19 protein-coding genes are annotated in these 21,267 nt (G+C 71.1%); 12 read left to right on the top strand and 7 right to left on the bottom strand.

All coding sequences use genetic code 11. The features are described 5' to 3' along the window. The first annotated feature begins 2 nt into the window (after positions 1-2). The gene (gene mutM / locus ACWEPL_RS01790; protein WP_363975993.1) at positions 3-848 is read left to right on the top strand and encodes a bifunctional DNA-formamidopyrimidine glycosylase/DNA-(apurinic or apyrimidinic site) lyase; all 846 of its coding nucleotides are present in this window, start codon (positions 3-5) and stop codon (positions 846-848) included. Here mutM and ACWEPL_RS01785 read toward each other — a convergent pair. Further along, the gene (locus ACWEPL_RS01785) at positions 796-1,959 is read right to left on the bottom strand and encodes an MFS transporter (RefSeq protein WP_363975990.1); all 1,164 of its coding nucleotides are present in this window, start codon (positions 1,957-1,959) and stop codon (positions 796-798) included. The genes mutM and ACWEPL_RS01785 overlap by 53 nt on opposite strands. A gap of 91 nt (positions 1,960-2,050) precedes the next feature. Between ACWEPL_RS01785 and ACWEPL_RS01780 the strand changes: the two genes are divergently transcribed. From ACWEPL_RS01780 to ACWEPL_RS01755, 6 genes are all read left to right on the top strand, one after another. Next, positions 2,051-2,953: a LysR family transcriptional regulator gene (locus ACWEPL_RS01780; protein ID WP_452434710.1), complete on the top strand. Its 903-nt coding sequence runs from the start codon at positions 2,051-2,053 to the stop codon at positions 2,951-2,953. An 11-nt stretch (positions 2,954-2,964) separates the two neighbouring features. Beyond that, complete coding sequence (locus ACWEPL_RS01775; RefSeq protein WP_350729740.1) at positions 2,965-3,252, top strand: acylphosphatase; 288 nt, start codon at positions 2,965-2,967, stop codon at positions 3,250-3,252. A 191-nt stretch (positions 3,253-3,443) separates the two neighbouring features. Continuing rightward, complete coding sequence (locus tag ACWEPL_RS01770) at positions 3,444-3,638, top strand: hypothetical protein (protein ID WP_090938435.1); 195 nt, start codon at positions 3,444-3,446, stop codon at positions 3,636-3,638. A gap of 176 nt (positions 3,639-3,814) precedes the next feature. Then, positions 3,815-7,495 carry a chromosome segregation protein SMC gene (smc, locus tag ACWEPL_RS01765; RefSeq protein WP_452434707.1) on the top strand — a complete coding sequence of 1,227 codons (3,681 nt, stop codon included), beginning with the start codon at positions 3,815-3,817 and terminating at the stop codon, positions 7,493-7,495. Positions 7,496-7,609: 114 nt separating this feature from the next. After that, on the top strand, positions 7,610-8,788 hold the full coding sequence (gene ftsY / locus ACWEPL_RS01760) for a signal recognition particle-docking protein FtsY (protein WP_355208933.1): 1,179 nt from the start codon (positions 7,610-7,612) through the stop codon (positions 8,786-8,788). A 259-nt stretch (positions 8,789-9,047) separates the two neighbouring features. Continuing rightward, complete coding sequence (locus ACWEPL_RS01755) at positions 9,048-10,724, top strand: tetratricopeptide repeat protein (RefSeq protein WP_452434704.1); 1,677 nt, start codon at positions 9,048-9,050, stop codon at positions 10,722-10,724. 16 nt (positions 10,725-10,740) lie between these two features. Here the strand turns inward: ACWEPL_RS01755 and ACWEPL_RS01750 are convergent, their stop codons facing one another. Genes ACWEPL_RS01750 through ACWEPL_RS01740 form a run of 3 tightly spaced genes read right to left on the bottom strand, consistent with a single transcriptional unit; the run spans position 10,741 to position 13,618 of the window. Next, a complete protein-coding gene (locus ACWEPL_RS01750) occupies positions 10,741-11,544 on the bottom strand; it encodes an ABC transporter ATP-binding protein (protein ID WP_355208939.1) in 804 nt (267 codons plus the stop codon). Then, positions 11,541-12,584 (bottom strand): FecCD family ABC transporter permease, encoded by a 1,044-nt coding sequence (locus ACWEPL_RS01745; protein WP_363975975.1) that lies wholly within the window; start codon positions 12,582-12,584, stop codon positions 11,541-11,543. The genes ACWEPL_RS01750 and ACWEPL_RS01745 overlap by 4 nt, the downstream gene beginning before the upstream one ends. Next, positions 12,584-13,618 carry a FecCD family ABC transporter permease gene (locus ACWEPL_RS01740; RefSeq protein ID WP_452434701.1) on the bottom strand — a complete coding sequence of 345 codons (1,035 nt, stop codon included), beginning with the start codon at positions 13,616-13,618 and terminating at the stop codon, positions 12,584-12,586. Before ACWEPL_RS01740 ends, ACWEPL_RS01745 begins: the two co-directional genes overlap by 1 nt. A 237-nt stretch (positions 13,619-13,855) precedes the next feature. On the opposite strand from ACWEPL_RS01740, the gene ACWEPL_RS01735 reads away from it, so the two are divergent. Further along, positions 13,856-14,698, top strand: a complete 843-nt coding sequence (locus ACWEPL_RS01735; protein ID WP_452434699.1) for an ABC transporter substrate-binding protein — start codon at positions 13,856-13,858, stop codon at positions 14,696-14,698. Between the two features lie 6 nt (positions 14,699-14,704). Here the strand turns inward: ACWEPL_RS01735 and ACWEPL_RS01730 are convergent, their stop codons facing one another. Then, complete coding sequence (locus tag ACWEPL_RS01730) at positions 14,705-15,778, bottom strand: PLP-dependent cysteine synthase family protein (protein ID WP_449908427.1); 1,074 nt, start codon at positions 15,776-15,778, stop codon at positions 14,705-14,707. Between the two features lie 247 nt (positions 15,779-16,025). Between ACWEPL_RS01730 and ACWEPL_RS01725 the strand changes: the two genes are divergently transcribed. Beyond that, positions 16,026-16,610: a sigma-70 family RNA polymerase sigma factor gene (locus ACWEPL_RS01725; RefSeq protein ID WP_350729756.1), complete on the top strand. Its 585-nt coding sequence runs from the start codon at positions 16,026-16,028 to the stop codon at positions 16,608-16,610. A 6-nt stretch (positions 16,611-16,616) separates the two neighbouring features. On the opposite strand, the gene ACWEPL_RS01720 is transcribed toward ACWEPL_RS01725, so the two are convergent. Next, positions 16,617-17,561 (bottom strand): anti-sigma factor RsbA family regulatory protein, encoded by a 945-nt coding sequence (locus tag ACWEPL_RS01720; protein ID WP_452434696.1) that lies wholly within the window; start codon positions 17,559-17,561, stop codon positions 16,617-16,619. A 19-nt stretch (positions 17,562-17,580) separates the two neighbouring features. Continuing rightward, entirely contained in the window at positions 17,581-18,420 is an 840-nt protein-coding gene (locus tag ACWEPL_RS01715) for a DMT family transporter (RefSeq protein ID WP_350729759.1), read from the bottom strand. Between the two features lie 92 nt (positions 18,421-18,512). On the opposite strand from ACWEPL_RS01715, the gene ACWEPL_RS01710 reads away from it, so the two are divergent. From ACWEPL_RS01710 to ACWEPL_RS01700, 3 genes are all read left to right on the top strand, one after another. Beyond that, a complete protein-coding gene (locus ACWEPL_RS01710; RefSeq protein ID WP_350729761.1) occupies positions 18,513-19,088 on the top strand; it encodes a helix-turn-helix domain-containing protein in 576 nt (191 codons plus the stop codon). A 636-nt stretch (positions 19,089-19,724) separates the two neighbouring features. Continuing rightward, on the top strand, positions 19,725-20,522 hold the full coding sequence (locus ACWEPL_RS01705) for a polysaccharide deacetylase family protein (protein WP_363975959.1): 798 nt from the start codon (positions 19,725-19,727) through the stop codon (positions 20,520-20,522). A 36-nt stretch (positions 20,523-20,558) separates the two neighbouring features. Next, on the top strand, positions 20,559-21,209 hold the full coding sequence (locus ACWEPL_RS01700; protein WP_350729765.1) for a DUF2461 domain-containing protein: 651 nt from the start codon (positions 20,559-20,561) through the stop codon (positions 21,207-21,209). Positions 21,210-21,267 lie beyond the last annotated feature (58 nt).

The following is a 21,267-nucleotide window of genomic DNA, read 5'->3' as shown; positions in this document are numbered from 1 at the left end:
AGGTGCCTGAGCTACCGGAGGTCGAGGTCGTCAGGCGCGGCCTCGCGCAGTGGGTCACCGGGCGCGAGATCGCCTCGGCGGAGGTGCTGCACCCCCGCGCCATCAGGCGGCACGCGCCAGGAGCCGACGAGTTCGCCGCGCGCCTCAAGGGCCGCGCGGTGCTGTCCGCCGAGCGGCGCGGCAAATACCTGTGGCTCCCGCTGTCGGGCGCCGAGGAGGCCCTCCTGGCCCATCTGGGGATGAGCGGCCAACTGCTGGTCGTCGAGCCCGACTCGCCGCCGGAGAAGCACCTGCGGGTACGCCTCCGCTTCGAGGACGGCGGCCCCGACCTGCGCTTCGTCGACCAGCGGACGTTCGGTCACGTCATGCTGACCGGCCTGGCCGATGGCGTCCCCGAGCCGATCGCCCACATCGCCCCCGACCCGTTCGAGCCGGTGTTCGACGACGCGGAGTTCGCCGGCAGGCTCAGGGCCAGGCACACGGAGATCAAGCGCGCGCTGCTCGACCAGTCGCTGATCAGCGGCGTCGGCAACATCTACGCAGACGAGGCCCTCTGGATCGCCCGCCTGCACGGGGCCCGGCAGACGCAGACGCTCACGCGTCCCAAGATCGCCGAGCTGCTGGCCGGGGTCCGCGCCGTCATGTCCTCCGCGCTGCAGCAGGGCGGCACCTCGTTCGACAGCCTGTACGTCAACGTCAACGGCGAGAGCGGCTACTTCGAGCGCTCGCTGGAGGTCTACGGGCGGCGCGACCTGCCCTGCTCCCGCTGCGGCACCGCGATCAGGCGCGAGCCGTTCATGAACCGCTCGTCCTACTCCTGCCCCAGATGCCAGCGACGGCCGCGGTGAGAACGGCGAGCCCGGAGCCCAGCCACATCACCGCGGAGATCGAGACCCCGTCCACGACCCGGCCGCCGGCGAACGCGCCGAGCGCGATGGAGACGTTGAAGGCGCCGACGAAGAGCGCCGTGCCGAGCTCCCCGCCGCCCGCGCGCATGATCCACAGCTGCAGGGTCACCCCGACGCCTCCGTAACCGAAGCCCCACACCAGCAGCACGACCAGCGGCAGGCCGATCGAGGCCAGGGCCGCCGTGGCGAGCGCGATGAGCGCGGCCAGAGCGATCAGGACCGGCTTGGGGTTCCTGGCCGCCCATGCCCCGGCGGCGAAGTTGCCCGCCACGCCCGCGGCGCCGTACAGGAGCAGGAGCGTGCTGACGAGGGCGGGGCCGGCGTGCGAGACCTGCTCCAGGAACGGCCGGACGTAGGTGTAGGCCGCGAAGTGGCCGGACACGACGAGCACGGTCAGGACGAGGACGGTCTTGAGCGGCCCCGAGAGCCATCCGCGCCGGGATCCGGCACTTCGGGCAGGGGCCTCGCCAGGAAGGGGCGGCAGGGTCGCGTACAGGACGGCGGTCAGGGCCAGCGCCACCACCCCCATCGCGACGAACGCGCTGCGCCACCCCGCGAACGACGACACGAACGTCGCCGCGGGCACCCCCAGCACCGACGCCACGGACACCCCGGCCAGGATGATCGACGTGGCCCGCCCGACGGACCGTTCCGGCACCAGCCGCGTCCCGAGGCCGGCCGCGAACGCCCAGAACCCGCCGATGCTCACCCCCGTCAGCACCCGGGCGGCCAGGATGACGGGATAGCTCGGCGCGAACGCGCCCACCAGGTTGGCCACCGCCAGCAGCGCCATCAGCCCGATCAAGATCACCCGCCGGTCCAGCCGGCGGGCGGTGAGCGCCAGCACCGGCGCGGACACGGCGGCGACCAGCCCCGGGGCCGACATCATCAGCCCGGCCGTCCCGTCGGACACCCCAAGGGTGGCGGCGATCGAGGTCAGCAGGCCGACGGGCAGCATCTCGCTGGTCACGACGGTGAAGGTGCCCACCGCCACCGACGACACGGCGAGCCAGCGCGCCCGGACAGCGGGGGAGACATCAGTAGTGGTCATGCCCCTCAGCCTCGGGTCCGGCGGCGGACGGGAACAATGACGAAGTCCGAAGGCTTGGTTTAGGCAGGCTAAGCGATCCGAGGTGATGGGGATGGAGTTCAGGGAGCTGGAGTGCTTCGTGGTGCTCAGCGAGGAGCTGCACTTCGCGCGTACGGCCGAGCGCCTCTATCTGTCGCCCGGCAGGGTGAGCCAGCTCATGCGCTCGCTGGAGACCAGGATCGGCGGCAGGCTCTTCGAGCGCACCAGCCGCAGGGTGCGCCTCACGCCGCTGGGCGAGCGCTTCCTGGCCGACCTGCGCCCCTCCTACGACGGCCTGGCGAACGCGGTGCGCCGGGCCAAGGCGGCCGCCCGCGAGGTGACCGGCCGGCTCAGGGTCGGTTTCCTGGCCACGCCCACGGAGGTCGTCACCGGCAGCGTGCGGGCCTTCGAGCGCCGGTATCCGGAGTGTGAGGTGGAGCTGGTCGAGATCCCGCTCTCGGACCCCTTCGGCAAGCTGCGGGCCGGGCAGGTGGATCTCACGTTCACGCTGCTCCCGGTGAACGAGCCGGACCTGGCGACCGGCGAAGGGCTGAACGAGGTCTCCTACCAACTGGGCGTCTCCACCCGCCATCCGCTGGCCGCCCGCCCCGGCATCGCCGCGGAAGAGCTGGTGAACGTCCCCCTGATCGGCCTGGACGGCCCCGCCCCGCGCGCCTATCGCGAGCGGATCGCACCGTCCGTAACCCCTTCCGGACGTCCGATTCCCCGGGCCGGCACCGTGGCGACCAGCCAGGAGGGCCTGACCCAGGTGGCGCTCGACCGGGGTGGCATGCTGTTCTGCACGCCGACGGCGGCCCACCACCGGCGGCCCGACGTGAGCTTCGTCCCCGTCACCGGGCTGAGCCCGTCGATCATGGGCCTGGCCTGGGTGAAGGCGGCCGAGACCGCGGCCGTGCTGGCGTTCGACGAGGCGGCGGTCGGGCACGCACACCGGATGGAGTCCCTTGTGGCCTGACGGGAGATGAAATGCAGGAAAACAATGACAATTCACGGCTGACCGCCTGGGTACGGGGCAGGGTCCAAGGGGTGGGGTTCCGCTGGTGGACCCGGGCGCGCGCACTGGAGCTGGGGCTCGTGGGATGGGCGCGCAACACCGAGGACGGACGGGTGGAGGTGGTCGTGGAGGGCCCGCGCGAGGCGTGCGTCAAGCTGCTGGCGCTGCTCAGAGGTTGCGACACGCCGGGCAGGGTCGATGGAGTAGTGGAACGTTGGAGTGAACCCCGAGGTAGTTTGGGTGGATTTGTGGAGCGGTAGCGACTTCCGTTAAACCGCCCAAATAGGGTATAGTTGTATGTCGGGAGTGCCCATCAGTAGGGCTCAGCGGTTCGTTCGACTTGACCGCCCACACTGCCGGTGCGACTCTTGTTAGGTACCACGCGCACCCCTCCCGCGGAATAAGAAGTGCGCGAACCAGTCTGGTCACTCAGCGTGGAGGACCCTTTACCATGGCGAAGGCTCTACTCGGCCACGTCGGCGGTCCTGACCCTCGGATGGTCTCGGAGATGCGCCGCCTGCAGCAGCGTATCCGGGATCTGGAGGCAGAACTCATCCGACTTCAGGCCACCAATGACGCTCTTGCGGCGCAAACCCGCGATGAGGCACTAAGTCGCATGCAAGAGCGCGAGCCGGCACTCACCTGAGAGTGATCGGAGCGCAAGACCCCAGGGACGTCTCGGAGAGGCGTCCCTTGTTATTTGCGCATATTCGGAAAGCTTCCTTTACGCGGGCCGGGCAGTCGTGGACTGTACCGGCCCGCGTGGGGCAGTGAGGACCAGTAGGCTTTCCGAAGTCCGCATCAGGGAGAAGGGGGTCGCGCTTGTATTTGAAGACCCTCACCCTGCGCGGCTTCAAGTCTTTCGCCTCAGCGACCGCCCTGCGTCTCGAACCGGGCATCACCTGCGTCGTCGGCCCCAACGGCTCGGGAAAGTCCAACGTCGTCGACGCCCTCGCCTGGGTCATGGGCGAGCACAGCGCCAAGTCGCTGCGCGGCGGCAAGATGGAGGACGTCATCTTCGCCGGCACCTCCTCCAGGCCGCCGCTCGGGCGGGCCGAGGTGACGCTGACCATCGACAACACCGACGGCGCGCTGCCGATCGACTACACCGAGGTCACGATCAGCCGGCTGATGTTCAGGTCGGGGCAGAGCGAATACGCGATCAACGGCGACACCTGCCGTCTGCTCGACATCCAGGAACTGCTGTCCGACTCCGGCATCGGCCGCGAGATGCACGTGATCGTCGGCCAGGGCCAGCTCGACGCCGTCCTGCACGCGGGGCCCGAGGACCGGCGGGCGTTCATCGAAGAGGCCGCGGGCGTGCTGAAGCACCGCAAGCGCAAGGAAAAGGCGCTGCGCAAGCTCGACTCCATGCAGGCCAACCTGACCCGCGTGCAAGACCTCACCACCGAGCTGCGCCGCCAGCTCAAGCCGCTGGGCCGGCAGGCGGAGATCGCCCGCAAGGCCGCCGTCATCCAGGCCGACCTGCGGGACGCCCGGCTGCGGCTGCTGGCCGACGACGTGTGCATCCTGCGTACGACGCTGCAGCGCGAGGCCGCTGACGAGGCCGCGATCACGGCCAGGCGCAACCAGGTCGAGGCCGAGCTGGCCGAGGGTCAGCAGCGCGAGGCGGCCCTGGAGACGGCCGAGGCCGAGACCCAGCCGCGGCTGAGCGCCGCGCAGGAGACGTACTTCCGGCTCTCGTCGCTGCGCGAGCGCATCACCGGCCTGGCGCAGCTCGCCGCCGAGCGCCACCGGCACGCGCTCGACGCCGCCGCCATCGAGCGCCGCGGCCGCGACCCCGAAGACCTCGAGCGCGAGGCCGCCGAGGTGCGTGAGCGGGAGCTGATCCTCGGTGCCGAGCTGGAGCAGGCTCAGGAGCTGCTGGAGGAGGCCGTCCAGCGGCGGGCCGAGGCCGAGGCCGAGCTGAGCGCCGAGGAGCACCGCCTCGCCCTGGCCGCCCGGGCCGCCGCCGACCGCCGCGAAGGGCTGGCCAAGCTGCGCGGCCAGGTCGATTCCGTACGGAGCCGGACGCGGGCCGCCGAGGAGGAGATCGGGCGGCTCCAGCAGTCCGTGGCCGACGCGGCCGGGCGCGAGCGGCGGGCCAGGGAGGACCTGGAGGCGCAGCGGCTGGAGGAGCCCGCGGTCGATCCCGCGCTCGCCGAGGAGCTGGCCACGGCGCAGGCGCTGGTGGAGGAGGCCAGGGCGGTCGCCGACGAGGCGCGCGCGGCGGCCGAGGAGGCCAAGGCGGGCCTCGACGCGCCGCGCGCCGCCCTGCAGGCCGCCAGGTCCGGGATGACCACCGCGCGCGCCGCCGACCAGGAGGCCCAGCGGTCCGTGGCCGCGCTGATCGCCCGCCGCGACGCCCTGGAGCTGGGGCTCGCCAAGGGCGACGGCGGCGCGGCCCTGCTGGACGCGGACCTGGCCGGGGTGCTGGGGCCGCTGGCCGCCTCGATGCAGGTCACGCCCGGCGCGGAGCCGGCGGTGGCGGCCGTGCTGGGCCCGGTCGCCGAGGCCATCGCGGTCAAGTCCCTCGACACGGCCGTCGAGGCCCTTGACCTGCTGCGCACCCAGGGCTCGGGTCAGGCGACCCTCCTGGTGGGGGCGGACGACGACAGGGCCCGGCGCACCCGTACGGCGGCTCCCGAGGGCGGCCAGTGGGCCGCCGACCTCGTCACGGTCCCCGACCACCTGCGGCCCGCCCTCGACCACGTCCTCGCGGACGTCGTGCTCGTGGCCGACCTTGAGGCGGCCCGCGCGGTCGTCGAGAGCCACCCCGAGCTCAGGGCGGTCACCAAGGCGGGCGACCTGGTGAGCGCGCACCTGGCCAGCGGCGGCTCCGAGGGCGGCACCTCCGTGCTGCAGGTACGGGCCGCGTTCGACGAGGCCGTCAGGGACCTGGAGGAGGCCGAGGGCCGGGCCGAGGAGACGGCCGTCGCCCTCGACCAGGCGGCCGAGCAGGAGCAGACGGCACAGGCGGCGCTGGAGGCCGCCCAGGCGAAGGCCAACGAGGCACAGACCGCCGTCACCACCGCCCAGGCCGGCGTGAGCGCCGTCCAGGGGACCCTCGACCAGGTCAGGGGCCGCCAGCGGGAGGCCGACCAGCGCAACGCCGCCGCCGCCAAGCGCCTGGCCCAGCTCGAGGCCGCCGCCAACGCCGCCCACGACGAGGCCGAGCGCCTGGCCGTGAGCGTCACCAAGGCGGAGGAGGCCCGCGCCGAGGGGCTGGAGGAGGTGGCCGAGCTGGAGGTCCGCCTGGCCGAGGCCGAATACGCCCAGGAGCTGGAGTCCGAGCCCACCACCGACCTCCGCGACGACCTGGCCGGCGCCTGCGAGGTCGCCCGGCAGCGCGAGATGGACACCCGGCTCCAGGTCCGCACCGCCGAGGAGCGGGTCAAGGGCATCGAGGGCCGCGCCGACGGGCTCGTCCGGGCCGCCCAGCGCGAGCGCCAGGACCGCGCCCAGGCCGCGGCCCAGCGCGCCAGGCGCCGCCAGCAGGCCGCCGTGGCCGAGGCCGTCAGCAAGGGCGCCAAGCAGGTGCTCAGGGAGCTCGAGTCCTCCGTCCGGCTCGCGTCGAGGGAGCGCGACGAGGCCGACCTCGCCAGGGTGGCCGTCGACGCCGAGCTCAAGCAGGTGCGCCTGCGCGTCCGCGAGCTCGGCCAGGAGCTGGACAAGCTGGTCAACCGCGTGCACGGCAGCGAGGTCGCCCGCACCGAGCAGCGGTTGCGGCTGGAGCAGATGGAGCAGCGGGCGCTGGAGGAGTTCGGGGTCGAGATCGAGGCCCTGATCTCCGAGTACGGGCCCGAGGTCCCGGTCCCCGGCGACCCGCCCGTGCCGTACGTGCGCGAGGAGCAGGAGAAGCGGGCCAGGGCCGCCGAGCGGCAGATGAACCAGCTCGGCAAGGTCAACCCCCTCGCCCTGGAGGAGTTCGCGGCCCTGGAGGAGCGGCACGCGTTCCTCACCTCGCAGCTCGAGGACCTCAAGAAGACCAGGCGCGACCTGCTGCTCGTGGTCAAGGAGGTCGACGACCGGGTGGAGCAGATGTTCGCCTCGGCGTACGAGGATGTGGCCCGGGAGTTCGAGCAGATCTTCACCAGGGTGTTCCCGGGCGGCGATGGACGGCTGGTGCTGACCGAGCCGGCCGACATGCTGACCACCGGCATCGAGGTCGAGGCGAGGCCGCCGGGCAAGAAGGTCAAGCGGCTGTCGCTGCTGTCGGGCGGGGAGCGCTCGCTGACCGCCGTGGCGTTCCTGATCTCCATCTTCAAGGCGCGGCCCTCGCCGTTCTACGTGATGGACGAGGTCGAGGCGGCGCTCGACGACACGAACACGCAGCGGCTGCTGACGCTGTTCGAGGAGCTGCGGCAGAGCTCGCAGCTGATCGTCATCACCCACAACAAGCGCACGATGGAGATCGCCGACGCGCTCTACGGCGTCTCGATGCGCGGGGACGGCGTGACGCAGGTCGTCAGCCAGCGGCTCCGCGAACGCGAGCCGGCCTGACCCTGGCCCCATGCCCGGCGGCGCGCCGGACAGCCGGTCTGAGGGCGTGAGTTGGGCCTGATCGGTGGTGCCTTGGGCATGACCATGCCGATCGATCTGGAAAACTGACATCTTGTGGATGGTTACCTCGGCGTCATAGTGATCGTGGCCGTCGTCGCCCTGCTGGCGGCCGGCGGCCTTCTGCTGTACTTCAAGCCGGGTCGCAAGGCGGCCCCGCCGGTCAAACCGCCAGAGACTCCCGTGCTCCCCGAGCAGGAGGAGAAGCCCGCGGGAGTGGCGGGCGAGGAGGGCGAAGGCGCGACCACCACGCTGCCGCCACCGGTCAAGCCCGCCGAGCCGGCCGTCGTCACGCCCGAGATCGAGGTGCCGCCGCCGTCCGCGGGCCGGATGGTGCGGCTGCGCTCGCGGCTGGCACGCTCGCAGAGCGCCCTCGGGCGCGGCCTGCTGGAGCTGCTCTCCCGCGACCGCCTCGACGACGACGTGTGGGACGAGGTCGAGGAGAAGCTGATCACCGCCGACGTCGGCGTCGCGCCGACCCGGGTGATCGTCGACGACCTGCGCACCAAGGTCAAGGTGCTGGGCAGCCGCACCCCCGAGGAGCTGCGCGGCCTGCTGCGCGAGGAGCTGCTGGCCCAGGTCAACCCCGACCTCGACCGCACGCTGCACGTCCAGAAGCACGGCGAGCGGCCCGCGGTGGCCCTCATCGTGGGCGTCAACGGCACCGGCAAGACCACCACCACCGGCAAGCTCGCCCGCTCGCTCGTCGGCGACGGCAAGAAGGTCGTGCTCGGTGCGGCCGACACGTTCCGCGCGGCCGCCGCCGACCAGCTCCAGACGTGGGGCGAGCGGGTGGGGGCCGACGTCGTACGCGGTCCCGAGGGCGGCGACCCGGCCTCCGTGGCGTTCGACGCCGTCGCCAAGGGGATCGAGGAGAAGGTCGACGTGGTCATCGTCGACACCGCGGGCCGCCTTCACACCAAGACCGGCCTCATGGACGAGCTGGGCAAGGTCAAGCGGGTCATCGAGAAGAAGGCCACGGTCGACGAGGTGCTGCTCGTCCTCGACGCCACCACGGGCCAGAACGGCATGCGCCAGGCCCAGGTGTTCGCCGAGGTGGTCAACATCACCGGCATCGCGCTGACCAAGCTCGACGGCACCGCCAAGGGCGGCATCGTGATCTCCGTGCAGCGGGAGCTGGGGGTGCCGGTCAAGCTCGCGGGGCTCGGCGAGGGGCCCGACGATCTGGCGCCGTTCGACCCCGAGGTGTTCGTGGACGCGATCCTGGGAGAGTGACGCGAACACGATTCGGGCGCGCGGTAATTGTCGAGGGAATAGCCCTTACCAGATAAGCAATTGTTCGAGGGCTTTTCCTTGTGCTGACATGTAGCGGTCATCAATGATCGCTCGTTCCGCGCAAAGGGGCGCCATGAAGAAGATCGTCGTTCATCGGCCAGGAACCGTGAAGCCGACCGCCGCGGCCGCGCCGAGGCACAGCGCCTGAGCCGCTCGGCCGGCGTCTCGTGGGGCGCCGGCCAGCACGGAAAGGCCGTTCGTGGACACGATCTCCCTTGACGCCGACCGCCGGATCGGCGGCCCCTACACTTTCGCGGCCGGGCTCCTCGGCCATCTCGTCCCCCGGGCGCTGGAGCGCCGACCGGAGCTGGTCGCCGCGCACGACATCGAGATCCGCACCGCCGCGCCGCAGCTGCGCGAGTCCGTACCCGAGCGCAGGAGCTCGCTGGCCGGCCGCCTGCCCACGGGGCAGCGCATCCTCGTGCCCGGCGCCCGGCGCAGCCTCAGGATCGCGAACGGGCTGGCCGAGTTCGTCCGCGACCACCTGCGCGACGCGGGCCCGCTCGCGCTCACCGTGACGAACCTGGGCGCGGCCGACCACACCGACACCGAGCTGGTGACCGTGCTGCGGCGCAGGCTCGACCCGGGGCTGCTGCGCATCGACGAGGGCCCGCCGGCCCCGAGCACCGGGCCGCTGTGCGCGGACTTCGACCGTTACCGCGACGAGGGCTTCCATCACGCCATGGCCGAGTCGGGCCTGGCCGTGCTGCGCGGGATGGCGTACGAGGACGACCCGGAGGGCTGGCAGCACCTCCTGCAGCGCGTCGCCGGCGCCCTGGAGGCCATCGAGCGCGAGGACGAGGCCCGCGAGCTCTACGACCGGGCCAGGCGCGTGAGCACCGACCCCAAGCACCGCGCCACCGTCGCGTACGCCACCGCCATGATCCTCGTACGCCACCACGACCCCGCCCGGCGCGCCCCCGAGCAGGCCCTGGCCTGGATCAACGAGGCGATCACGATCACGTCGCTGCTGCCGGATCGCCGCGAGCGGGCCTTCCACCTCGGGTTCGACCTCAACGGCAAGGCCCTGGTCGAGGTGCGCAGGGGCCGTCACGAGGCGGCGATGGAGCTGGTGCAGCGGGCCATCGACCTGGCCGAGACGGACCTGGCCGGCGAGCACCCGATCCACCGGCTCGTGCTGCACGCCAACCGGGCGCAGCTCCTGGCCATGGCGGGCCGGACGGAGGAGGCGCTGGCCGGCTACACGCGGGCCGTCGAGGCCGATCCCGGCTACCCCGACTACTACCTCGAACGCGGCAACCTGCTGCACCGGCTCGGCCGGACGGAGGAGGCGCTGGCCGACTACGAGGCGGTCATGCGGCTCAGCCCGCCCTTCCCCGAGGCGTACTACAACCGGGCCGAGGTCCGGTTCGCTGCGGGCGACCTCGACGGGGCCCGCGCCGACCTGGACCACACGCTGGAGCTGGACCCCGAGTTCGCGCCCGCGTACGTGAACCGCAGCGGTATCGATGTGGTGATGGGGGACTACGCCAGAGCCAGGGAGGACGTGGTGCGCGGGCTGGGGCTGACGCCCCGCGACCCCCACCTGCTGTGCGTGCTCGGACAGGTGGAGCTGGCCGAGGGCAGGCGCCCGGAGGCGCGGACCGCGTTCGACGGGGCGCTGGAGGCCGACCCCGAGCTGGTGGCGGCCTGGGCGGGCCGGGCCGAGCTGGCCTTCGAGAGCGGCGACCACGACGCGGCGCTGGCCGACCTGACCCACGCGCTGAAGCTGGCGGAGACGGCCGAGCTGCTGTTCAACAGGTCCGTGCTCTACCGGGCCGCGGGGCTGGCGGACAAGGCCAGGGACGACCTGCTCAGAGCCGCGGAGCTGGCCCCTGACGACGAGGAGGTCAGGCGGGCGCTGGCCGAGGCGTGATCGCCGCCGTGGCGGATCAGGCTCGCGGCTCCGCGGGATGCGAACGCGGCCGGATCGGAACCACGAGCGGCGTCCCCGCCACCGGATCCTCGATGACCTTGGCGTCCAGCTCGAACACCTCACCCAGCAGGTCCTCGGTCAGCACCTCGTGCGGGGTGCCCGCGGCGACCACCCGCCCGGCGCGCATGGCCACCAGCCGGTCGGCGTAGCGGGCGGCCAGGTTGAGGTCGTGCAGGACCATGACGACCGTGCGGCCCGCCTCCTGGTGCAGGTGCCGTACGAGCTCCAGCACCTCCACCTGGTGCGCCAGGTCAAGGAACGTGGTCGGCTCGTCGAGCAGCAGCAGGTCCGTGCCCTGGGCCAGGGCCATGGAGATCCACGCCCGCTGCCGCTGGCCGCCCGACAGCTCGTCCAGCGGCCGTTCCGCCAGGTCGGCCAGGCCCGTCATGTCCAGGGCGGCGGCGACGGCGCCCTCGTCGTCCGAGGACCACTGCCGGTACCACGTCTGGTGCGGATGCCTGCCCCTGGCCACCAGGTCGGCCACGGTCAGCCCTTCGGGGGCGCTCGGCGCCTGGGGGAGCACGCCGAGGATCTTGGCCACCTCGCGGGTGGGGATCTTGTCGATGCGCTTGCCGTCCAGCAGCACCTCGCCGCCCTGCGGCTTGAGCAGGCGGCCGAGCGCGCGCAGCAGCGTCGACTTGCCGCAGCCGTTCGGACCGATGATCGTGGTCACCGTGCCCGCCTCGATGCCGAGGTCGAGCCCGTCGACGACCAGGCGTTCGCCGTATCCGAGCTTGACGCCGGCGGCCTGCAGCCTCATTTGCGTGACCTCCAGATCAGGTGGATCAGGTAAGGGGCGCCCAGCACGGCCGTGACGATGCCGACCGGCAGCTCCAGCGGGGAGAACGCGGTCCTGGCGATCAGGTCGGCGGCGGTGGTGAGCACGGCGCCCACGACCGCCGAGCACAGCAGCGGCGGCTGGGCGGAGCGGGTGAGCCTGAGCGCGATCTGCGGCGAGGCCAGGGCCACGAACGCGATCGGGCCGGCGGAGGCGGTGGCCACGGCGGCCAAGAGCACGGCCGCCAGGATCATCAGGGCGCGGGACAGGTTGGTGCGGACGCCGAGCGCGGTCACCGTGTCGTCGCCGAAGCGCAGGGCGTCGAGGGAGCGGGTGCCGAGCAGGGTCAGCGGCACCAGCACGGCCAGGGCCAGTGCGGTGGGCAGCACGTGCTCCCAGCCGCGGCCGTTGAGCGAGCCGCTGATCCAGACCATGGCGCGGCCGGTGTCGTTGACGTCGCCGACGGTCAGGAGCCAGAACTTGATGTTCGTGAACACGGCGGCCACGCCGATGCCGACCAGGACCAGCCGGTAGCCGTCCAGGCCGCGCCGCCACGCCAGCCCGTACACGACGGCCGCGCCGATCAGGCCGCCGAGCAGGGCCAGCGCGGGGATGCCGGCGGTGGCCAGCAGGCCGCTGGCGCCGCCGTACGCGCTGCCGCTGGCCACGACGCCGGCCACCACCGTGACCGAGGCGCCGGTGGTGACGCCGAGGATCTCGGGGCTGGCGAGCGGGTTGCGCGCGATGGACTGGATGATCGCGCCGGACAGCGCGAGCGCCGCGCCGACGAGGGCGCCGGTGAGGGCGCGCGGCAGGCGCAGCTCCATGATGACGAAGTGGGCGGCGCTGTTGACGTCGAACGTGCCGGAGATCACCTCCGGCAGCGTCATCCGGATCTCGCCGATACGCATGTTCATGGCCATGAGCAGGACGATCAGGACCAGGCCGATCACGGAGACGGCGACGCCGCGCAGCCGTACCCGCCAGGACACGGCGCCGACGCGGAGGGAAAGAGCGGTCATCACAGTCGCACTGGCTTCCTGCGCCTGACGAGCGCGACGAAGAACGGCGCGCCGATCAGCGCGAGCACCACGCCCACCTCCAGCTCTCCCGGCGGGGCCACCACGCGGCCGATCACGTCGGCGAGCAGCAGCAGCGCCGCGCCGATCAGCCCCGAGAACGGCAGCAGCCACCGGTGGTCGGTGCCCGACAGCGGGCGGGCGAGGTGGGGCACGATCAGGCCCACGAACGCCAGCGAGCCGCAGGCCGCGACGGCCGCGCCCGACAGCAGGGTGACCGCGGCGACGCCGACGGTGCGGGTCGTGGAGATGTTCTGGCCGAGGCTCCTGGCCACGTCCTCGCCGAGGGAGAGGGCGTTCAGGCCCGGCGCGTTGACCATCGCGAGCACCAGGCCCACGAGGATGAACGGCAGCACCTGCCAGACCACGTCCGAGCCCCTGGCCGCGATCGAGCCGGCCTGCCAGAAGCGGAAGACGTCCATCGCCTGCTCGTCGAGCAGCACGATGGCCGAGGTCAGCGCGTACAGCAAGGCGCTCACGGCGGTGCCCGCCAGCGCCAGCGTGACCGGGGTCGGGCCGCCCCTGCCGCCCACCATGCCCAGCGCGAACACCCCGACGCTGGCGACCAGGGCGCCCGCCAGGCCGAACCAGATGTAGGTGAGCAGGCTGGAGGCGCCGAGCAGGATGATCGAGGACACCATCGCGAACGCCGCCCCCTGCGTGACGCCGAGCAGCCCCGGGTCGCCGAGCGGGTTGCGGGTGTGGCCCTGCATGAGCGCCCCCGCCACGCCGAGCGCGATCCCGGCGAGAACGCCCAAGGCGGTCCTGGGGAGGCGCAGCGAGCGGATGACGATGTCGTTCTCGGTCCCGGTGGGGGCCGTGAGGGCGTGCCAGGCGTCGGCGAGCGGCACGGACTTGGAGCCGACCGTGATGCTCAGCACGATCGCGACCAGCACGGCGGCCAGCAGCGCGAGGAGAACGGTGAGCCGCCTGTGCCGGATGCCATGGAGGCGCGGGGCCACAGCGGTCGCACTCACCCACGTCCTCCTCAACATTTGCCCGATCACGGTGAAGTATGCCAGCTTAGGCAGGGCTAACCTAATTTAGGGTTGCCTTACTTTGGGATTCGGGAAAGGGATCTTATGAGACCGTTGCGCATGCTGGTCGGGGCTCTCCTTGTGGCGGGGCTCGCGGCCTGTGGTTCCTCCGGCGCTTCCGGGGGGAGCGCGGCGGCTCCCGCCTCCGGTGCCCCGTTCAGGACCGTCAAACACGCGATGGGCGAGACCGTGATCCCGGCCCAGCCGAAGCGGGTGGTGGCGCTCGACCAGAGCTTCGTCGACGCGGTGCTCACGCTGGAGACGCCGGTGGTGGGCTACACCACGTACCGGTCGCTCGACGACAAGCTGCCCGCCTACCTGGGGGCCGTCGCCGAGCAGTACGGCAAGGAGGCCACCCCGGTCGGCTCGCTGGAGCAGCCGAGCCTCGAGAAGATCATGGCGCTGAAGCCCGACCTGATCGTCTCGGCGAAGGTCCGGCACGAGGCCCTGTACGACAAGCTGTCCAAGATCGCGCCGACCGTCTTCAGCGAGACCACCGGGGCCATCTGGAAGGAGAACATCCGGCTCATGGGACAGGCCCTGGGCAAGGAGCAGCTCGCCGACACCAGGATCAAGGAGTATGAGGGACGAGCGGCCAAGATCGGCGCGGCCATCAAGGCGAAGGACGGCGAGCTGCCGACGATCTCGGTCGTGCGGTTCGCCGGCGAGCCGACAGTCAGGCTCTATGTTGAGAAGTCCTATTCCGGGCTGGTGTTGAAGGATGTCGGGTTCCCGCGGCCCGAGGGGCAGCCGACCGAGCAGGACGCCATCGCGGTGGACATCAGCCAGGAGCGGATCGCGGACCTGGACGCCGACCACATCTTCGTCTCGACATATCAGGATCCGTCGGCGGAGGGGCCTAAAGAGAAGTTCGTGAACAACCCGCTCTGGGGCAAGCTCAAGGGCGAGAAGCACGATGTCGCTGACCTGACCTGGATGACCGCGGTGGGCATCCAGGGGGCGCACGCGATCCTGGACGACGTGGCCAAGCTCTTCGAGGTGGACCCCGCCAGGGCCTGAGCCCGCTCAGTCCGGCAGGAACGCGCGGAGCTCGTCCAGGTGGGGTTCGACGTCCAGGCCCTGGTCGGCGAGCCACCCCGGGTTGCCGTACGTGCCCCGGTAGCGGTCGCCGCTGTCGCAGACCAGGGTGACGATGCTGCCCTGCTCGCCCGCCGAGCGCATCTCCTGGATGAGGTCCACGCAGGCCGCCATGTTCGTGCCCGTGGAGCCGCCGACGTCCAGGCCCGTGACCTCGCGCGTCCAGTGCATGGCGGCGATCGAGCGGGCGTCGGGGACGGCGATCATGCGGTCGATGACGGACGGCTGGAACGAGGGCTCCACGCGCGGGCGGCCGATGCCCTCGACGCGGGAGCCCCGCGCGGTGACCGAGGTGTCGCCGGAGACCCAGCTCGGGTAGAAGGCCGAGCCCTCCGGGTCGACGACGGCCAGGCGGGTGGGGTGGCGGCGGTAGCGGATGTAGCGGCCGATGGTCGACGACGTGCCGCCGGTGCCGGCACCCACCACGATCCACGAGGGCTCCGGGTGGGGCTCCATGGACATCTGGGAATAGATGGACTCGGCGATGTTGTTGTTCCCGCGCCAGTCGGTCGCCCGCTCCGCGTAGGTGAACTGGTCCATGAAATGGCCGCCGGTCTCGGCGGCCAGACGGTGAGATTCGTCATAGATCGCGCCGGGGTCCGTCACGAGGTGACACTTCCCGCCGTAGAACTCGATGAGGTGACACTTCTCCGGCGACGTGGACGCGGGCATGACCGCGATGAACGGCAGGCCCAGCAGCCGGGCGAAGTACGCCTCGCTGACGGCCGTGGATCCGCTCGACGCCTCCACGATCGTCGTGGCGGGCCCGATCCAGCCGTTCGCCAGGCCGTAGAGGAACAGGGACCGAGCAAGTCGATGTTTGAGTGAACCCGTAGGGTGTACCGACTCGTCTTTCAAGTAGAGGTTTACACCCCAGTGCGAGGGAAGCGGAAAGACGTGCAGATGTGTGTCGCAGCTACGGTTGGCATCGGCCTCGACCTTGCGTATGGCGTCTGTCACCCAGTGGCGCGAAGCAAGGTCGTGACGGTCCACAAAACTCATGCCCATACGCTATCCCATGTGACTCTTGCCACTATTACTGCGAAATTGGGTGGGTAGTGTTATGATACTGAGACTTGTCCGGCCGTGGACGTGACGACACACGCCGCGAGCAGATGGACGGAAACCCCCTCTGACCAAGGCGGAACCTCTAACGCGTCCCTTACCTGGGACTTGCCATGATGGAAACCGCCCGCAGGCGGCTTGTGCCGAAACGGGGGATAGCGCAAGGGGGAATGAATTGATCACTATGACCGATGAGCAGCGTCAGGACTGGTTCGAGCGCGATGTCGTGCCCGTGACGTCGCAGCTGTTCGCCTCCGCCATGCGCCTCACCCGTAACGCCGCTGACGCGGAGGACCTGGTGCAGGAGACGGTGGCCAAGGCGTACACCTCGTACCACCAGTTCCGGGAGGGCACCAACCTCAAGGCGTGGCTGCACCGGATCCTCACCAACAACTTCATCAACGACTACCGCAAGAAGCAGCGTTCGCCCAAGTTGTCGGCCGCCGAGGACATCGAGGACTGGCAGCTGCACGCCGCCGAGTCGCACAGCTCGACGGGCCTGCGCTCGGCCGAGACCGAGGCGCTCGACCGGCTGCCCGACAACGTCGTGATGAACGCCCTGCGTTCGCTGCCCGAGGACTTCCGCGTGGCCGTCTACCTGGCCGACGTGGAGGGGTTCGCGTACAAGGAGATCGCCGACCGCATGGGCACGCCCATCGGCACGGTCATGTCCCGCCTCCACCGGGGCCGCCGCCAGCTGCGCGGCATGCTCGAGGAGTACGCCCGCGAGGAAGGCGCCGTACGGCTCCCCGCCCAGCGCGCCGCGTGAAGACCCCTACGACCCCATCATGAGATGAAGGCGGACGCGTAACACGCCGCCTTCATTGCGCAGCTGTACGAGATCGCAGAGCTGCCGGCTGATCCAGAGCCCGTATCCCCGAGGGGATTCGGGCTCAGGTGGTATGTAGCCGGGTAACGGGTCGTCCAGGGCGCCGCCCGGGTCGGCGACCTCGCAGACCAGCTCCCCGTCGCTCACCCACATCGTGATCATGCCGTGCCCGGCGCCGTGCTCGATGCTGTTCGCGGCGATCTCGGACACGCTGATCACGAGCGAGGTGATCAGGTTGCGGTCCATGCCGGCCGCTCTGGCGTAGTCGCCCACGCTCTGGCGCAGCCGCTTCAGCTCCCGGGCCGTGAAGGGGATGGTCTCGGCGCCGTCGGCCGGCGCGGGCAGGGGCGCGCGGTCGCCGTTCAGGACCAGCTCGTGGGGCTCGACGAAGCGGGTGCTGGCCGCCTCGCCGTCCGCCCCCAGCAGGAACGGGTGGCTGACCGGGCCGAAGTCGAGCGCGGTCCTGGGGGCACGGCGCACGTCGTACAGGCACATCATGATCGCCGCCGCCGGGCGGAGCGCGGCGTTGACCACCGACTCGTAGCGGATCAGCTCCCTGATGTCGCGCTGGCTCCTGCCCTCCCAGTCGGGCTCGCCGATGACGAGGGTGCGGCGGTCGCGGGTGTACTCGTGATAGGCGGCCAGGGTGCGGTACGGGTGGCCGTACCAGCCGGTCGAGACCCTGCTGTCGATGCGCCCGGCGTCGCGGCCGAGGGCGTCGTGCAGCAGGGCGAGCTTGTCCGCGCACGTGATCACCAGCACGTGCCTGCCCTCGTCGAGGGCGGAACGCACGCGCGGGGTGGCGAGCCTCACGAAGGTCTCGTCCGAGTCGTGCGGCACCGCGATGTGCCGTAGCGACTCGCCGTCCGAAGGTGCCCGGTCAGGGCGCACGGGCGAAACGTAGCAAGCGCTAGAGGTGCTGCGCAACGGCTATCAGCGCCACCGCCCCGAGCGCGCAGGCCACACCGGCCACCTGGATGGCCCGCAGCCGCTCTCCCAGCACCTGTCTGGCCAGCAGCAGGGTGCTCGCGGGATACAGCGACACCAGCACGGCGACCAGGCTGAGCAGGCCGTCCTGCTGGGCCAGCAGGTACAGGACATTGGCCGCCATGTCGAGCACGCCCGCCGCCACGATGATGTGCAGGGAGCCCGGGCCGGGCCTGAGCGCGCGCCGCGTGACCAGGGCCAGCAGCGCCACCGTCGTGATCGACGACACCCTGGCGCCGACCAGCGGCCACAGCCCGGCATCGTCCGGCGCCATGGCCAGCAGGATGAAGAACCCGCCGAACCCGGCCCCGGCCGCCAGCGCGGTCAGCACCGAGGCCAGGGAGCCCTGCCGGTCCGTGGACCTGTCCTGGCTGACCAGCAGCACCGAGCAGAGCGCCAGCGCGATGCCCACCAGCGCCCAGAACGCCGGCCGCTCGCCCGTCGCCAGCCCGAACACCACGGGCAGCGCCGCCGAGGTGACGGCGGTCGTCGGGGCGACCACCGACATGACGCCCGTGGCCAGCGCCCGGTAGAACAGCACCAGCCCGGCCGCGCCCGCCAGGCCCGCCGCCAGGCCCCACGACAGGGCGGCGGCGCCGGCCGTGCCGGGCAGCACCGGCAGCAGGGCGAGGATCAGCACCAGGCCCGCGATCTGCGACAGCACGACGACCGACAGCACTTGGGATCGGCGGGTGGCCAGGCCGCCGAAGAAGTCGGCCGTGCCGTACACCACCGCGCAGGCGGTCGCCAGGATCACCGTCACCGGTATTCCCCCCTTTGGTTCAACAGGTTGCACTGTCAGTACAACACACAGAGTACATTCCACTGCAAATCGGATTCACTAGACTGCACTGCGTGGAAGATCCAGACCTGATCAACCAGGCCATCGCCAGCAACGTCCGGGCCCAGCGGGCACACCGGGGGCTGACGCTCGACGCCCTCGCCGCCCGGTCGGGGGTGAGCAGGGGCATGCTGGTCCAGGTGGAGCAGGGCAGGACGAACCCGAGCGTCTCCACCCTCACCCGGATCGCCTCCGCCCTGGGCGTCACCGTGGCCCGGCTCGTCGAGGTCGCCGACGTGCCGACGGTGCGGATCGTGAGCAAGGCCGACGTGGTCACGTTCGACCAGGGGGACGTGCGGGCGCGGCTGCTGGTCGGCGCCGACGTGCCGATGATCCTGGAGCTGTGGGACTGGCGGATGCCGCCCGGCGAGCACCACGACGGCGACGCCCACCCGCCGGGCACCCGCGAGATGCTGACCGTCCTGGACGGGGAGCTGACACTCACCGTGTACGGCAAGAGCCACGTGATCGGCAAGGACGACGCGGTGCTGTTCACGGCCGACCGGCCCCATCGCTACGCCAACCGGGGCACCGAGGACCTCAGGTTCGTGATGGTCGTCGCGGAGCCGCGCGACACCCAGGACCAATAACCGCTGCTTCTCCTTCCGGGACGGCATGGAAAACCTTGGTAACAGCCAGTAATATTTGCGGTCGGTGAGGCTGACGTGACAGGAGGCGTGCGATGGCGGTGCCCTGTGACGCGCGCCCGGTGACTGTGTCGCTCTGGCCCCCCAGCGGCCGATGACCGGCCTCCCTACAGCCGGACGGGACCCTCGGAGCAGACCACCGGCTTCACCCAGCGGTCGTTGACGATTACTCATGCTTTGGACGGCTGATGTCCGTTGTTGGGTACATCCCTGGTGTGGCGGAATGTGGGCAGGGGGTGGCGTGTGAGTGAGGCCCTCGCGGCGACGGAGAAGCTCCAGTCGGAGCTTCGCGCTCTGGGCGTCACCAGCGCGTACGAGATAGGGGACGGAGCGACTATCTCGGTATGGATAGGCCTGGTCGTTCGGTATAGAGATGGTTTTTACCGTTGGCAGGAAGGACCGGTGAAACGTCGGCATCTGGGTACGGATCCGGTCGGATGTGCCATGCGCGTGGCGCGCCGCTACAAGGAACTGCAGGCCGATATCCCACTCTGGTGGGACGACCTGGCCAGGGAATTGCGGGGGAAACCGGTCCAGGACTATCCATAGGCCCCCGCGCGCGGCGCTTCGGGGGGAACCATGCGCGTATGGGCTTTGCCGCTGGCCCTGCTCGCTCTGGCAGTCTGCGTCACCTGCTCGGTGGCGAGCCGCCATCAGACCGAGGCGCCGATCGTGCCGTACAAAGCGGCCGTCGTCGATCCGGCGGTGCTCGCCAAGCGGCTGGTGTCGATGCAGTACGGGTCCGGCTGGCCGCGCAGCCGCAAGTTCGACTGCGCGAGGCTCAAGTGCGTGGCCCTGACCTTCGACGACGGGCCCGGCGAGTACACCGGGCGGCTGCTCGACATGCTGCGCAAGCGTGACGTCAAGGCCACGTTCTTCGTCATCGGGCAGATGGTGGCGGCCGACAAGGGCGGCCGGCTCGTCCGGCGCATCGTCGAGGACGGCCACGAGCTCGGCAACCATTCCTGGAGCCACCCCGCCCTCGCCGGGCTGTCGCACGACGACGTGCGGCGGCAGCTCCAGCACACCAACGACCTCGTGTTCAAGCTGACCGGGGTGCGGATGCACATCATGCGGCCGCCGTACGGGTCGACCAACGCCGCCGTCGCCGCGGAGGCACGCCACGAGGGGCTGGCGGAGATCCTCTGGAGCGTCGACACCCTCGACTGGCTGCACCGGGTCCCCGCGGCCGTGGCCCGGCGGGCCGGCGAGGCCAAGTCCGGATCGATCGTCCTCATGCACGACATCCACCGGACGACGGTGGAGGCCGTGCCCGCCATTCTCGACATCCTTGACCGGAAGGGCTTCACGTTCGTCACGGTTTCGGAGCTCTACGGCAAGACGCCGTCGCCGGGCCGGACGTACACCGAGCGGTGACCCGAGGTGTCGGTGCGGCGTGGCACCCTTGGGAGCATGGGTTTCAGCGGCTTCCCTGATGAGGCTTTCCTGTTCTACGAGGGGCTCGAGGCGGACAACTCGAAGACCTACTTCACGCGGCACAAGCACCTCTACGAGGAGGCGGTGCGGGAGCCGATGCTCGCGCTCACGGACGAGCTGGCCGCCGAGTTCGGGGCGGCGCAGCTCTTCCGGCCCTATCGTGATGTGCGCTTCTCCAAGGACAAATCGCCGTACAAGACCCATCAGGGCGCGTTCGTGGACCTCCAGCCGGGGATCGGGCTCTACGTTGAGCTGAGCGCGGCCGGGATCTACACGGCCGGGGGCTTCTACACCCAGGCGCCCGACCAGGTGGCCCGCTACCGGGCCGCGGTGGACGAGGACCTGACCGGCAAGCCCCTGGAGTCGATGACGGGGGAGCTGGTGTCCGCCGGTTACGAGCTGGGCGGGGAGCGCCTCAAGACCAAGCCGCGGGGCTTCTCGGAGGACCATCCGCGGATCGAGCTGCTGCGGCACAAGTCGCTCTACGCGGGGGTGCGCTGGGAGCCGGAGCCGTGGGTGCACACGACGGAGGTGCGCGAGCGCGTGTCACGTACGTGGCGCGCGTACGGGCCCCTGGTCGACTGGCTCTGCACCCACGTCCGCGGCAGCGAACTCCCCCGCCGCTGACCCTTCCACCCACGGCCCGCCGACCACGCCGGGCGCCGGGTCGGCGGTTGGTGGGTGC

The sequence above is a fragment of the Nonomuraea sp. NPDC004186 genome, assembly GCF_053603495.1.
This window is presented reverse-complemented; position numbering and strand designations above follow the sequence as displayed.

Excerpts from the sequence above, each read along its gene's own strand:
- ACWEPL_RS01770 (WP_090938435.1), top strand. The coding sequence starts at position 3,444 with ATGGCGAAGGCTCTACTCGGCCACGTCGGCGGTCCTGACCCTCGGATG.
- ACWEPL_RS01750 (WP_355208939.1), bottom strand. The coding sequence starts at position 11,544 with ATGAGGCTGCAGGCCGCCGGCGTCAAGCTCGGATACGGCGAACGCCTG.
- ACWEPL_RS01725 (WP_350729756.1), top strand. The coding sequence starts at position 16,026 with ATGACCGATGAGCAGCGTCAGGACTGGTTCGAGCGCGATGTCGTGCCC.
- ACWEPL_RS01745 (WP_363975975.1), bottom strand. The coding sequence starts at position 12,584 with ATGACCGCTCTTTCCCTCCGCGTCGGCGCCGTGTCCTGGCGGGTACGG.
- ACWEPL_RS01705 (WP_363975959.1), top strand. The coding sequence starts at position 19,725 with ATGCGCGTATGGGCTTTGCCGCTGGCCCTGCTCGCTCTGGCAGTCTGC.
- ACWEPL_RS01730 (WP_449908427.1), bottom strand. The coding sequence starts at position 15,778 with ATGAGTTTTGTGGACCGTCACGACCTTGCTTCGCGCCACTGGGTGACA.
- ACWEPL_RS01785 (WP_363975990.1), bottom strand. The coding sequence starts at position 1,959 with ATGACCACTACTGATGTCTCCCCCGCTGTCCGGGCGCGCTGGCTCGCC.
- ACWEPL_RS01735 (WP_452434699.1), top strand. The coding sequence starts at position 13,856 with ATGGGCGAGACCGTGATCCCGGCCCAGCCGAAGCGGGTGGTGGCGCTC.
- ACWEPL_RS01780 (WP_452434710.1), top strand. The coding sequence starts at position 2,051 with ATGGAGTTCAGGGAGCTGGAGTGCTTCGTGGTGCTCAGCGAGGAGCTG.
- ACWEPL_RS01700 (WP_350729765.1), top strand. The coding sequence starts at position 20,559 with ATGGGTTTCAGCGGCTTCCCTGATGAGGCTTTCCTGTTCTACGAGGGG.
- ACWEPL_RS01775 (WP_350729740.1), top strand. The coding sequence starts at position 2,965 with ATGCAGGAAAACAATGACAATTCACGGCTGACCGCCTGGGTACGGGGC.